Below are 13,586 nucleotides of genomic sequence, written 5' to 3' on the forward strand. Positions count from 1 at the left end.
CCCGTGGCCGTGCGTCTTTTTTATGCCTTGGTAGTGCCGGCCGCTGGCCGGCAATCCCTGGCGCCGGAAGGGTGCGGTTGCCGGCCAGCGGCCGGCACTACCCGGGCCGTCAGCGCATCGGTACCAGCGTCGGATCGCGGCGATACAACGCCGGGAACTGCTTGCCCAGCGCGGCCAGCTTGGGCGCGTCGTAGTAGCGGATGTACGCGGCCTGCGGGTAGTTGCTCATGTAGTTCTGGTGATAACTCTCGGCCGGGTAGAAACGCTGGCCGCTGCCCACCTGGGTAACGATCGGCGCACGATAGCTGCCTGCCTGGCCAAGCTGGCCAATGTAGGCGCGGCTTGCTGCCTGCTGGCGCGTGTCATCGACGAAGATCGCCGAGCGGTACTGGCTGCCATGATCGGGTCCCTGGCGGTTGAGCTGGGTCGGGTCGTGCACCACCGAGAAGAACACCTGCATGAGCTGTCCATAGCTGACCTGGCGCGGGTCGTAGTCCACCTTCACCGCTTCGGCGTGGCCGGTGCGGCCACCGCTGACGCGCTCATAGCGCGCGTCGGTGGCACTGCCTCCGATGTACCCGGACACCGCGTTGCTCACGCCTTTGACGTGCTGGAACACGCCCTGCACGCCCCAGAAACAGCCGCCGGCGAAGACCACGCTGGCGTGGCTGGCGTCATCGCGGAAGGCCGCATCGCCGCTGGGCGCAGGCAACGCCTGCACCTGCGCCGTGGGTTCGGCCGCTGCGGCCACCGCACCGCGGTCCACCAGCAGCACACCCGCGACCAGCGCGGTGGCAACCAGGCCGGCGACGCCGGCGGCAATGCCCTGTTCGAAGGAGAGTTTCATCGTGTGCTCCCGGTTCAACCGAAGGTGAAGGCGTAGGCCTGCACACCTGCGTCGAGGAATTCGATCTCGAAACGATGCGGACCGATCGTGCCGCGCTGGCGGATCAGCTGGTACAAGCGGTGCTCGTTGACGGTGCCGGTGCCATCGGCCGCCACGTCGGCGCCGGCATCGGCCGCGGGCAATGGCTTGCCATCGAGCAGCACGCGGAAGCGCACCGGTGTTCCGTCCTCGCCCGGTGCCAGCACCAGATGCAGGTCGCGGGCATGGAACTGGAACGCGATGCGCCCGCCAGCCTGCTGCAGCTGTGCCGCTTCATCGTTGACCCGCCACTGCCCGGACAGGCCCCATTGGTTCAGCGCCAGGGTGGACGGCAGCGTGTAGCCGAATGCCGCGTCGGCGCGCTGCCCGCCCGGCGAGGCGAACTGCTCGGCACGTGCGTGGCCCAGGTAGGTTTCCGGCGAGCGCAGGTTGCCCATGTCGGCCTGCGTGGCTACGCCCTGCAGGTCGGCCGCAGCGGGGTCTGCAGGCGGTGGCAGGTCGGTCTGCCCGGCTTCCACCAGCAGGCGGCGGATCACCTGTTCGGAGTGTGCGTAGTTGCCCTCGCCGAACTGGTGGCCACGGATGTTGCCCTGCGCGTCGATGAAGTAGTGCGCGGGCCAGTAGCGGTTGTTGAACGCGCGCCAGATCGCATACTGGTTGTCGAGCGCGACCGGGTACTGGACCTTCAGCTGCTGCACGGCCTTCATGACGTTGCGCGGGTCGCGCTCGAACGCGAACTCCGGCGTATGCACGCCGACCACCACTAGGCCGTGGTCGCGGTAGCGCTGCGCCCATTCGTGCACGAACGGCATCGCACGCAGGCAGTTGATGCAGGAGTAGGTCCAGAAATCGATCAGCACCACCTTGCCGCGCAGCTGCTCAGCACTCAGCGGTGGGCTGTTGAGCCAGCCGGTGGCGCCGCTCAGCGAAGGCAGTGTGCCTTCCACTGGCAGCGGCGCGCCTGCCTGCCCAGCCGCCATCATCATCATCGGCGGTGCTGCCGGCTGCGCATCGGGCACGGCATCCAGCAGGCCCTGCTCGATGCGTGCGGTACTGACGGCGGACAGGCGGGTCAGCAGGCCGGTGTCCCAGCCCAGGCCGATCGCCACCACCGCCAGCAGCGCGGCCACGCCGAGCACGCGGCGCACCACATTGCCCAGGCCAAGCCGGGCCTGCAGCGCACGGAATACACGGCCGCCCACCCAGACCGCCAGCGCCAGTGCGGTGACGGCGCCCAGCGCGTAGGCCAGCAACAGCGAACTGGTGCCGACACTGGCGCCGTTCAGGGCGGCACCGGTCAGCACCAGGCCGAGAATCGGACCGGCGCAGGGTGCCCACAGCAGGCCAGTGGCGATGCCGATCAGCAGCGAGGTCCAGGCGCCGCCACGGCCGGCCGCATCCGCGGCGTCGGCACGCGCGCTCAGTCGCGCACCGATGCGCTGGAATGGCGCCAGCAGATGGTCGGCCAGGGTCGGCCACAGCAGTGCGATGGCGAACACGGCCATCAGCACCAGTGCCACCCAGCGGCCGATCTGGTTGGCCTGCGCCACCCACTGGCTGCCGACCGCCGCCAGGCTGGCGACCACGGTGAAGGTCAGCGCCATGCCCAGCAGCAGCGGCAGGGTGCTGCGCAGGAAAGGACGATCGGCGCGCGCGAACACGAACGGCAGCACCGGCAGGATGCACGGGCTGAGCAGGGTCAGCACGCCGCCGAGATAGGCAAGCAGCAACAGCAGCATCATCACGCTCCCGAAGTGGGGGAAGAACCCAGCGGCACGCGCCAGCCGCCAGCGGCGTCCTGTTGTGCAGCCCCGGGAATGAACGCCATCGCGGCGCCGTTCATGCAGTAGCGCAGTCCGGTCGGGCGCGGGCCGTCGTTGAACACGTGGCCAAGGTGGCCGCCACAACGACGGCAATGTGCCTCCACCCGCAACATGCCGAAGGTGGTGTCACGGTCTTCGCCGATGGCGTTGTGCAGCGGCGCCCAGAAGCTGGGCCAGCCGGTGTGGCTCTCGAACTTGGTGGACGACGAGAACAGCGGCAGCGCGCAGCCGGCGCAGGTGAACGTACCCTGCCGGTGTTCCTTGTTCAGCGGGCTGCTCCAGGGGCGTTCGGTGGCCTGTTGGCGCAGCACGGCATACTGCGCCGGGCTCAGCAGACGGCGCCACTCGGCATCGCTGCGGGCCACCTCGAACTGTCGCGAAGGCCGTGCCTCGGCAGCGGCCGGGGCAGCGCGGCTGCATGCGCCCAGGCCCAGCAGGCCGGCGGCGGTGACAGCACCGCCCAGGCCCAGCAGATGGCGGCGGGTGAGGGACATGGCGGACTCCTGGAAGGGGCGACGGGGTCATGCTGCGCCCCCTCCGGTCAACGAATCCTCACGCAGGATTCAATTTTTCGTGAGGTATCCACGCCGCTCCCGCGCCACAATGCGGGCAGCCTCCCCACTGGCCCGAACCTGCCGATGTCCGCCAAACGTGTCCTGATCGTTGAAGACGATGCCCATATCGCCGACCTGTTGCGCATGCACCTGGGTGATGAGGGCTATGAAGTCGCGCACGCCGCCAGCGGCGATGCCGGCCTGCGCCTGATCGAACAGGAAGGCCCGTGGGATGCGCTAGTACTGGACGTGATGCTGCCGGGCGTGGACGGCCTGCAGGTCTGCCAGCGTGCACGCGCGATGGCGCGCTACGTGCCGATCATCATCATCAGCGCACGTGGCAGCGAAACCCAGCGCATCGTCGGCCTGGAACTGGGCGCGGACGACTACCTGGCCAAGCCCTTCTCGATGCCGGAGCTGGTGGCACGCGTGCGTGCGCTGCTGCGCCGCGCCGAGGCCATGGCACAGAACGCGCGCATCGATGCCGGGGCGATCGAACTCGGTGGGCTGCGCCTGGACCCGGTCGCGCGCACCGCTGCCGTCGATGGCAATGCACTGGAACTGACACCGCGTGAGTTCGAGCTGCTGCTGTTCTTCGCCCGCCACCCGGACCAGGTCTTTGCGCGGATGGAACTGCTCAACCAGGTCTGGGGCTATCAGCACGATGGTTACGAGCACACGGTCAACACCCACATCAACCGCCTGCGCAGCAAGATCGAAGCCGACCCGGGCAACCCGCGGCGTCTGCTGACCGTATGGGGGCGCGGCTACAAGCTGGTCGACCCGGCCGGGGCGGCAGCATGATCAAGCCGAACCTGTGGCAGAAACTGGCGCTGGTGATGTCGGCGCTGATGCTGACGTGCTGCATGGCGCTGCTGGCCTGGCAGATGCGCACCAATACCCGGCATGAGCAGGAAGTGGTGCAGCGCCTCTCGCTTGGGTTGGCCGAGCACATCGCCCAGCGCAGTGAGCTGATGGACACCAGCGGCATGCGCGATGCGGCGGTGCGCGCCTTGTTCGGCCAGCTGATGGCGGTCAACCCCAGTGTCGAGGTGTACCTGCTGGACGACCAGGGCCGCATCCTCGGCCATGATGCGCCCAGCGGCCACCTGATGCGCAGCCAGGTGGACGTGGCACCACTGCAGCGCCTGCTGTCCGGTGCGCCGCTGCCGATCCTCGGTGACGATCCGCGCAGCACGGATGGTCGCAAGGTGTTCAGTGTCGCGCCGCTGGTGGTGCAGGGGCGGCAGGCGGGCTACGTGTATGTGGTGTTGGTGGGCGAACACCGGCAGATGCTGGCCGATGATCTGGCCGCTGGCAGCCAATGGCGTACTACCTTGTGGTCGGTGCTGTTGATCGGCGGGCTGGGCCTGCTTGCCGGCCTGGTGGCCTTCTACTGGGTGACCCGGCCACTGCGCCAGGTCACCCGGCGCATACAGGCCTTCGACATCGACGCACCGACGCCGCTGCCCACGCCGGTACCGCTGCGCGCGGGCGAGCGCGATGAGCTGAAGATCCTCGAACATGCCCATGCACAGATGGCACAACGGCTGGGTGAACAGTGGCAGCAACTGCGCCAGCAGGACCTGCAGCGCCGAGAACTGGTGGCCAACATCTCGCACGACCTGCGTACGCCGTTGTCCTCGCTGCACGGTTACCTGGAGACGCTGGCGCTGAAGGAAGCGACGCTGTCGCCGCAGGAACGCCGTCGCTATCTCGGTATCGCGCTTGCGCAGAGCGCCAAGGTCGGCCGTCTTGCCCGCGCGCTGTTCGAACTGGCACGGCTGGAACACGGTGAAGTGCGGCTGGAGTGGGAAGTATTCGCGCTGCCGGAACTGCTACAGGACGTACTGCAGAAGTTCGAGCTGGCCGCGCAGGCACGCGGGCAGCGCCTGCATGCTGAGTTCCCGCCGGGCTTGCCGCTGGTGCGTGCCGATCTCGGTCTTGTGGAGCGCGTGCTGACCAACCTGCTCGACAACGCGCTGCGCCATGCGCCGGACGGTGGCAGCGTGCAGGTGCAGCTGTCGGCGCTGCCCGACAGTGTGCAGGTGGCGGTACAGGACGATGGCCCCGGGGTGCTGCCGGCGCTGCGTGGGCAACTGTTCCAGGCGCCGGCCGCACTGGGCGCGCGGCGTGGCGAAAACGGCGGGCTCGGCCTGCTGATCGTGCAGCGCATCGTGCAGTTGCATGGCCGCCGAATCGAACTGCGCGACAGCGAACAGGGCGCGCTGTTCGTGTTCGCCTTGCCACGCGCGGATGCCGAGACGAACTAGACGTCTTCTGCCGGTGGCGCGACACCGCTTTCCATCGGCAGCAGCAGCCGGATGCAGGCACCACCGAGCGCCGAATCAGCCACTTCCACGTGGCCACGATGCTTGTCCGCCACCACCTGCACCAGTGCCAGCCCCAGCCCGAAACCCGGGCTGGCCTGGTCCAGCCGCACGTAGGGTTGCAGCACCTGGCTGCGCAGTTCGACGGCGATTCCGGGGCCGTCGTCCTCCACCTGCAGGCACAGCCATCCCTCGTTGAGCGTGCTGACGATACGGATCTGCCGGCGTGCATAGCGCAGCGCATTGCCCAGCAGATTGCGCAGCGCCAGTTCCAGCATGTGCCGGTTGACGTTGACCAGCCCTGCCGATGACAGGTCCTGCTGCACCGGTATCGTCAGTGGTGCGAACTGCTCGACCACCCCGCGTACCAGCGCGGCCAGTTGCAGGCGCTGGCGGGTGAGCTGATGGCAGCGCCCGAGCGCGGCGTATTCAACGCCGGCGTCGGTCAGGTGCTGCAGCCGGTCCACATCGATGCGCAGCCCGGACAGTGCATCGCGCTGGGCATCATCCAGTCCGGTGTCTTCCAGGTCCGCAAGGCCGAAGCGCATCCGTGCCAGCGGCGTGCGTACTTCGTGCGCCACCGCCTGGGCCAGCACGCGCTGGCTTTCCAGCAGCAACTGCAGCTGTTCGGCCATGTGGTTGAACGCCTTGGCCAACGGCCGCACCAGCGCGGTACCGGCTCGCGGCGCACGGCTGTCGAGCTGGCCATCGCGCATCCGTCGTGCGGTCTGCGCCAGCTGCGAGACATCGCGCCACAGCCGGTAGACCATCACGTACATCGGCAGCGCCACCGCCACCATCAGGATCAGCAGGATGATGGCCACGCCAGAGGCCTCGCTGTCCTGCCAGCCTTCTTCGGGCAGGGCCTGGTCCAGCGGTCCCAGGATCAGCGCACTACTGCTGTGGCCGATGCGTTGCAGGCTGCGCATGCTGTCCAGCTCGATCTGTACGTGGCCGTTGATCAAGCCCTTGCGCTGTTTCGCCGGCAGTATCGCGGCAGCCTCGGTCAACGGCATCAGCTGCAGTGGATAGGCGAAATCGCTGTCCAACTGTTGTGCCAGGGCTGGCCACTGCGCCGGTGGCGTTTCGGCGAAGCGATGTTGAAGCATCGCGTGTGGGCCGCGCATTTCCGCCTGCAGGCTGGCCTCGGTGCGGTCTTCCAGCAGCGCATCCCAGGCCCATAGCCCGAGCACGATCAGCAGCAGGTGGACGGTTAGGAAACCGATGCCGTAGCGCAGGAAGTGGAAGGCGTGGCCACGCATGGCCGACGACGGATGCTTCATCCCCATGCCGATCTGCTGAACAGGTAACCACGGCCGCGCACGGTCTTGATCCGCTCGGGCTGTTCCGGGTTGTCGCCCAGCTTGCGCCGCAGCCGCGAGATGCGTGCATCGATCGAGCGGTCCAAGCCATCGAAGGCGATGCCGCGCAGGCCGCGCAGCAGCGCATCGCGGTCGAGGATCTGGCCCGCGTTGCCGGCCAGCAGGAACAGCAGGTCGAACTCGGCGGTGGTCAGCTCCAGCAGGCGGCCCTGCAGATGCACGTTGCGGGTGGACGGGTCGATGCTCAGTTCACCGAAACGCAGGGCGCCATCGCGTGGCTCGACCCGGCGGTGGCGGCGCAGGTGGGCGCGCAGCCGCGCCAGCAGCACCCGTGGTTCGATCGGCTTGCCGATGTAGTCGTCGGCGCCCAGTTCCAGCCCCAGCACTTGGTCGATGTTGTCGGTACGGGCGCTCAGCACGCAGATGATCCCGTCATAGTGGGGCCGGATCTGCCGACACACTTCGAAACCATCCTGGTCCGGCAGGCCGATGTCGAGCAGGACCAATGCCGGCTTCTCGCTGAGGATCCGGGCGATCGCGTGCTGGCCGCAGCGCTCATGGGCGACCTGGTAACCGTGGCGCTGCAGATAGTCGCTGACCATGGTGCCCAGCCGAGCGTCGTCTTCAACCAGTACGATATCCAGCATCTGCAAGGCCTCCGGGGCACTTCCGTACCGCCGTGGCACGAGCGCGGCGATGCTATCCCAGCTGTCGGGCCGCCCGGGTCCAAGGAGCGGGCGCCATTCAGCCGGGGTTGCTGGCGCACGGGCCGGGCCTCAGGCCGGGCAATGACTTGGCTGCAACGTAGCAATCGCGCCGTTACAAAACGTTACGCAAGGCGCGCCTGCGGTGACGGTCGCTGACAGCGCTACGACTGACGTGGCACTCGGTGGGGCCGAGCATGGCAGTTCTCCCCATCCGCGTGCCGCCCCCATGCCGTCCGCCTTCTGCCCCGTGCTTTTCCTTGATTGCCATTGCCATGGAGGCCAGCGATGAGCGGCGTGGTCGGGGCCTGGCTGCCGCCTGCCGACGACGAGCAGTTGCTGCAGCAGCTGGCGCCGATGCTGAGGGCGCTGCAGCAGCGCGGCCGCGGTCGTGTCGGTTACTGGACCGATGCCGATGCAGGGCTTGCCCTCGGTCATTGCCGCGCGCCGACCGACATGCCGTTGCAGCCGCTCAGTTCCAGCTGTGGGCGCTATGTGCTGTGCCTGGATGGCCGCATCTACAACAGGGCGGCGCTGCAGTCGCAGCTGCGCGATCTGCCGCGCAGCTGCACCGATGCGCGCCTGCTGCTGCAGGCCATCGTCGAGTGGGGCGTGCAGCGAGCGCTGTCGCGCATCGAAGGGGCGTTTGCGTTCAGCCTCTGGGACCGCCGTGCGCATGAACTCTGGCTAGCGCGCGACCCGGTCGGCGAACGGCCGTTGTATTACGGGTGGTACCAGGGCCAGTTCCTGTTCGCTTCGGAGTTGAAGGCGCTGCAGGCCTTCGCCGGGTTCGCTCCCAGCATCGACCAGGATGCATTGAGCCTGCTGCTGCGCCATGACTATGTGCCCGCGCCGCATACCATCTATCGCGGCATCCACAAGCTGGTGGCCGGCGCGATGCTGCGCGTGGACCTCAACGATCATGCCGCCGGCGGATCAACGCAGGCGACGCAGGGAGGCCATCGCTACTGGTGCGCGCGCGATGCGATGCAATCCGCCTTGCAGCAGCCGTTGCAGCCGGCGCCCAGCCTGGAGCAGGCCACCGACCAGCTGGAGGTGGTGCTGCAGCAGGCGATCGCCACGCGCATGCATTCACCCGTGGCCTGCGGTGCGTTCCTGTCCGGTGGTACCGATTCGTCGCTGGTGGTGGCGATGATGCAGGCGCAATCGGCGTTGCCGATCGAAGCATGGACGGTGGGTTTCGATGACCCCGGTCACGACGAGAGCGACTGGGCCTCGCAGGTCGCCCGCCACCTGGGCGTGCATCACCACCTGCACAGGATGGACAGCCGGCAGGGCCTGGATCTGCTGCAGCGCTTGCCGCAGGTCTGGTGCGAACCGTTCGCCGATCCCTCGCAGCTGCCCACCCTGCTGGCCAGCGAACTGCTCGGTGCGCGCAAGCCGGTGGCGCTGACCGGCGACGGCGGCGACGAACTGTTCTTCGGCCATCCCAGCTATGGTCGCGCGTTGCGCAATGCGCGCCTGTGCGGTGGCCTGCCGGATTGGGTGCGTGACCTCGCGCGGCGTGGCAGCAGCCGCTTGAACGTGGAGCGTGGTCGTCTTGGCGGTTGGCGTGCGCTGGTAGCCGAAGTGGCCGCCAACGATGTGGAGGGGCATTACCTGCAGCGCGTTACCCGCTGGCGGCAGCCGACCCAAGTGGTACTGGGCGCACGCGAGCCGGCGACGATCTTCCAGCAGCAGGACACCGCATTGCCGGCAGAAGCGCGTATCCAGCTGCTGGATTTCCGCATGGACCTGGCCGAAGGTATCCTCGCCAAGGTCGACCGTGCCGGCATGGCGGCCGGTGTGGAAACGCGCTCGCCGTTGCTGGACATGAAGGTCATACGCTTGGCCTGGCGCCTGCCGCAGCACCTGAAATACCACGACGGTGAGCACAAGCGGATCCTCAAGCATCTGCTGTCGCGCTACCTGCCGGCGCCGCTGGTCTATCGCCCCAAGCGTGGCTTCGGCCCGCCGATGGCGCGCTGGCTGGCCGGCCCGCTGCGTGACTGGGCGGAAGCGCTGCTCGATCCGCAACTGCTGCGCAACCAGGGCTGCTTCGATGCGGTGCGCGTGCGCGCGATCTGGGAGGCGTTCCTGCGCGGCGAGCGCAAATGGCATACGCACCTGTGGAACGTATTGATGTTCCAAGCGTGGTACCAGCACTGGCACGGCAACCGCAGGCGCTAGCCGGGAGCGATCCTTACGGGCGCGGAGAATCTTGCTGGCGCAGGGCGGAGGCCCTTGCGTGCGAATGTCCTCCGGCGCCGGCCGTTGGCCGTCACCTCCCCCTTTACTTCGCACGCAAGGGCCTCCGCCCTGCGTCCGGAGCTCGTCGGCGTCTCATTGAAGGGCCGTCGCGAGCGCTGCATCTGCGCGCCGCAAGCCGAGCCTCGTCGGGGCGGGTAGGGGTCTGGGCAAAGTAAAGGAGGAGGGGGCGGCCGCAGGCAGGCGCCGGGGGACATTTGCCCAGACCCCTACCCGCCCCGACGGGGCCCATCAGTTCGCAGAACGTCCAGACGAAGAGGCGCTCCAGAATCCAGACGCCAGGCAAAAAAAGACCCGGCAGAGGGAGGGATCTGCCGGGTCCGGATTGCATGGGGGGAGGGACCCATGCAATGAGCGTGGGCGTCGCGCCAGTGGCTGTTGCCAGTCGCATCCGCCGTGCATTTGCGTTGATGCAATGCAGCATACGCCGATCATGCGGCAATGCAACAAAAATCACGAAGGCGCCGTCTCCGGCGCCTTGAGGCCTTTCAGATCAATGGGTTGCTCAGGCAGCAGGGCCGCGGTAGCGGCAGCCCGAGGTGCAGGTTTCGTGCACGGTGATCTCGCTCAATGCCGGCAGGACGGGCTTGAGCTCGTTCCAGATCCACACCGCCAGATTCTCGCTGGTCGGGTTCTCCAGGCCGGGGATGTCATTGAGGTAGTGGTGGTCCAAGCGGTCATAGATCGGCTGGAAAGCCGCCTTCACGTCGCCGAAATCCATGATCCAGCCGGTCTGCGCACCCGGCTCGCCCTCGACCTTCAGTTCCACCCGGAAGGAGTGGCCGTGCAGGCGCGCGCATTTGTGCCCCGGCGGCACGTTGGGGAGGCGGTGCGCCGCCTCGAGCATGAAGACTTTGAAGATTTCCATGCCGCGATTGTACGCCGCAGGCGCCCGATCAGCCCGATCTCGCGTTGCCTTTCCGTGAAGAAATTCTTTTCATCCGGATGAAGAGATGATAGTTTCTCTTATATCCGTATGAAGAGATGTTATTGGCCGCAGCCCGGCCAGGCATGGATTACTGCGGAACTTACCTCGTCCTTCCACTACCTCCCCCACATCGTCATGCCCCAGCACACCCTGCTTGTGGCGGCCTTGGCCGTCGCTCTGGCCGCGCCTTTGTCTGCCGCCGCCGAAACCACCGCCGAAGCCAGCACCCTGGCTGCCGTGCGCGTCACCGGTTCCAACATCAAACGCGCCGATACCGAAGCCTCCAACCCCGTGCAGGTGATCGGCCGCCAGCAGCTGGAACAGACCGGCAAGGCCACCGTGGCCGATGTGCTGCGCTCGATTTCGGCCAACACCGGCAACGCCAGCAACGAGACCACCAACAACGGTTGGGCGTCGGGCTCGGCCGGCATCGGTCTGCGTGGCCTCTCGCAGAAGAACACGCTGGTGCTGCTCAACGGCCGTCGCCTGGCCAACTACGGCTTCCCGGCCGGCGGCCTGTCGGACACCTTCGTCGATCTCAACGCGCTGCCGCTGGTGGCCGTCGAACGCATCGAAGTGCTCAAGGACGGTGCATCGGCGGTGTACGGCAGCGATGCAGTGGCCGGCGTGGTCAACATCATCACCCGGCAGAACTTCGAAGGCGCCGAAATCGGCGGCAGCTTCGGTGGCGCCGACCAGGGCGGCCTGCACGAGCAGAACCTGAAGTTCGTCGGCGGTCTGGGCGACATCGACAAGGATGGCTACAACATCCTCTTCAGCCTGCAGGCCTACAACCGTGAGCGACTGGACCAGGACGAGCGCAACCTGACCAAGAGCGGCATCTACAGCGACCAGCCTGGCGGCCGCTGGAACGGCTGGTCGGCCAAGGGCGCACGCTATCTGGTCAATGGCACCTCCGTGCCGATGCTCGATGCCAACGGCAACTGCCCCACCGGCACCACCCGCGTGGCCAGCGCGCCGATCGACGGTCTGGCCGGTGACACCTGCGGCTTCAACCAGGCGCCGTACACCACCCTGATTCCCTCGACCAAACGCTACCAGGCCTACGCCAACGGTACCTTCCGCCTTGGCGACGACGTCGAAGCGTTCGGCGAAGTGCTGTACAGCCAGATCAAGAGCGCTGCGTGGTTCGGCAGCAGCCCGTTCTTCACTCTGGAAAGTGGCCGCTTCGCACTGAACGCGCAGACCGGCCTGGCCGAGCCGGTGTCGTCCAGCCTGCCGGCCAGCAGCCCGTACAACCCGTACGGCCGCGCGATTCCGATCGAATACACCTTCTTCGACCTCGGCGGCACCATCAAGACCAACCGGTCCACCGCCTACCGCGGTGTGTTCGGGCTGCGTGGCAACACCGAGAAGTGGGACTGGGAAGTGGCCGCGTTCGGCGCGCGCAGCAGCGAACGCGAGACCGTCTCCGGCGGCTTCGCCAACCGCTGGGCACTGGCCAACGCACTGGCGACCGGCAGCTACAACCTGCTGAACCCGGCGGCCACGCCGCAGTCGGTGCGCGATTCAATCAACATCGCCACCCTGCGTCCGGCCGAGTCGGTGCTGCAGGGCATCGATGCGAAGATCTCCGGCAGCCTCGGCCACACCTGGGCCGGCGACATCGGTTTCGCCGCCGGTGCCGAATGGCGCCGAGAGAAGCTCGATTCGAACAACCCGTGGCAGATCGATGCTGGCCTGCAGGTGCGCCCGGCAATCGCCGAAGTGCATGGCGAGCGCAAGGTCAGCGCCGCTTACGCCGAGGTCAACGTGCCGCTGGCCTCGACCCTGGAACTGTCCGCCGCCGCCCGCGCCGATCATTACGATGATTTCGGCGACGCGTTCTCGCCCAAGCTCGGCCTGCGCTGGCAGCCGCTGGATTTCCTGCTGGTGCGTGCCTCCGCGTCGAAGGGCTTCCGTGCCCCGTCGCTGTCGGAGAACTCCAACAGCACCAGCATCGCCTACGGCAGCGTGGTCGACCCGCGTGATCCGGACGTGCCGGGCTCGCGGCAGAACCCGACCTTCTTCACCGTCGGCAACAGCGACCTGAAGCCGGAGCGCACCAAGAGCGTGAACTTCGGCGTGGTGCTGTCGCCGTGGGCGAACACCAACCTGAGCATCGACTACTACCGTATCCAGCTGGACAACCTGGTCGGTACCAACAACACCCAGACCCTGGTCAACGACAACGTCGCCGGTGCCGTGCAGCGCGATGAGCGCGGTAAGCTGCAGGCGGTCTACAACCGCTACCAGAACCTGAGCGAGCTGAAGACCTCGGGCATCGACGTCGAGCTGCGCCAGCGCATCCCGACCACCACCTTCGGTGACTTCACCGTGACCTCGGCCTACACCCACGTACGCGACTACCGGCGCCCGACCGTGGTCGGTGGCCCGTTGGTGGATTACGCCGGCAGCAACCTCGGCGCCACCCTGCCGAAGAACAAGGCCACCACCAGCCTGGACTGGAAGTACAGCGACTACACCGCTGCGGTGACCTGGTACTACACCAGTGGCTACGACCAGAAGGCCAGCACCGCCGCCGCCGCGGTGCAGAGCCGTGTCGACGCCTACAACCAGTTCGATCTGTACCTGGGCTACAGCGGCATCGAGAACCTGACCGTGTATGCCAAGGTGCAGAACCTGGGTGACAAGACGCCGCCGTACGACGCCTCGTTCCCGGGCATCCGTGCGCCGTACGACTTCAGCCAGTACGACCTGCGTGGCCGCTACTTCACGCTGGGCTTCGACTACCGCTTCTGATCCACCCG

General features: G+C 67.3%; 10 protein-coding genes. 4 read left to right on the plus strand and 6 right to left on the minus strand.

Annotation, left to right across the window (positions count from 1 at the left end; all coding sequences use genetic code 11):
• Positions 1 to 109: 109 nt before the first annotated feature.
• The 3 genes from msrA to msrB are packed head-to-tail and all read right to left on the minus strand — an operon-like array spanning position 110 to position 3,203.
• Positions 110 to 847, minus strand: a complete 738-nt coding sequence (gene msrA / locus ACEF39_RS02480) for a peptide-methionine (S)-S-oxide reductase MsrA (protein WP_500286849.1) — start codon at positions 845 to 847, stop codon at positions 110 to 112.
• Between the two features lie 14 nt (positions 848 to 861).
• The gene (locus tag ACEF39_RS02485; RefSeq protein ID WP_500286850.1) at positions 862 to 2,625 is read right to left on the minus strand and encodes a cytochrome c biogenesis protein DipZ; all 1,764 of its coding nucleotides are present in this window, start codon (positions 2,623 to 2,625) and stop codon (positions 862 to 864) included.
• Between the two features lie 2 nt (positions 2,626 to 2,627).
• A complete protein-coding gene (gene msrB / locus ACEF39_RS02490; protein WP_500286851.1) occupies positions 2,628 to 3,203 on the minus strand; it encodes a peptide-methionine (R)-S-oxide reductase MsrB in 576 nt (191 codons plus the stop codon).
• Positions 3,204 to 3,347: 144 nt separating this feature from the next.
• On the opposite strand from msrB, the gene ACEF39_RS02495 reads away from it, so the two are divergent.
• Together ACEF39_RS02495 and ACEF39_RS02500 are read left to right on the plus strand one after the other, a co-directional pair.
• The gene (locus ACEF39_RS02495; RefSeq protein WP_500286852.1) at positions 3,348 to 4,067 is read left to right on the plus strand and encodes a response regulator transcription factor; all 720 of its coding nucleotides are present in this window, start codon (positions 3,348 to 3,350) and stop codon (positions 4,065 to 4,067) included.
• Positions 4,064 to 5,536: a sensor histidine kinase gene (locus ACEF39_RS02500; RefSeq protein WP_500286853.1), complete on the plus strand. Its 1,473-nt coding sequence runs from the start codon at positions 4,064 to 4,066 to the stop codon at positions 5,534 to 5,536. The genes ACEF39_RS02495 and ACEF39_RS02500 overlap by 4 nt, the downstream gene beginning before the upstream one ends.
• On the opposite strand, the gene ACEF39_RS02505 is transcribed toward ACEF39_RS02500, so the two are convergent.
• Both ACEF39_RS02505 and ACEF39_RS02510 read right to left on the minus strand, forming a co-directional pair.
• On the minus strand, positions 5,533 to 6,876 hold the full coding sequence (locus ACEF39_RS02505) for an ATP-binding protein (protein WP_500287954.1): 1,344 nt from the start codon (positions 6,874 to 6,876) through the stop codon (positions 5,533 to 5,535). The two genes, ACEF39_RS02500 and ACEF39_RS02505, sit on opposite strands and share 4 nt — an antisense overlap.
• Complete coding sequence (locus tag ACEF39_RS02510) at positions 6,873 to 7,562, minus strand: winged helix-turn-helix domain-containing protein (protein ID WP_500286854.1); 690 nt, start codon at positions 7,560 to 7,562, stop codon at positions 6,873 to 6,875. The genes ACEF39_RS02505 and ACEF39_RS02510 overlap by 4 nt, the downstream gene beginning before the upstream one ends.
• Positions 7,563 to 7,907: 345 nt before the next feature.
• On the opposite strand from ACEF39_RS02510, the gene asnB reads away from it, so the two are divergent.
• The gene (gene asnB / locus ACEF39_RS02515) at positions 7,908 to 9,809 is read left to right on the plus strand and encodes an asparagine synthase (glutamine-hydrolyzing) (RefSeq protein ID WP_500286855.1); all 1,902 of its coding nucleotides are present in this window, start codon (positions 7,908 to 7,910) and stop codon (positions 9,807 to 9,809) included.
• A gap of 583 nt (positions 9,810 to 10,392) precedes the next feature.
• On the opposite strand, the gene queD is transcribed toward asnB, so the two are convergent.
• A complete protein-coding gene (gene queD, locus ACEF39_RS02520; RefSeq protein ID WP_100554652.1) occupies positions 10,393 to 10,755 on the minus strand; it encodes a 6-carboxytetrahydropterin synthase QueD in 363 nt (120 codons plus the stop codon).
• 195 nt (positions 10,756 to 10,950) lie between these two features.
• Between queD and ACEF39_RS02525 the strand changes: the two genes are divergently transcribed.
• A complete protein-coding gene (locus ACEF39_RS02525) occupies positions 10,951 to 13,578 on the plus strand; it encodes a TonB-dependent receptor (protein ID WP_500286856.1) in 2,628 nt (875 codons plus the stop codon).
• The last annotated feature ends 8 nt before the right edge of the window (positions 13,579 to 13,586 follow it).

The sequence above is a fragment of the Stenotrophomonas indicatrix genome (genome assembly GCA_041545745.1).
Lineage (GTDB): Bacteria > Pseudomonadota > Gammaproteobacteria > Xanthomonadales > Xanthomonadaceae > Stenotrophomonas > Stenotrophomonas indicatrix_A.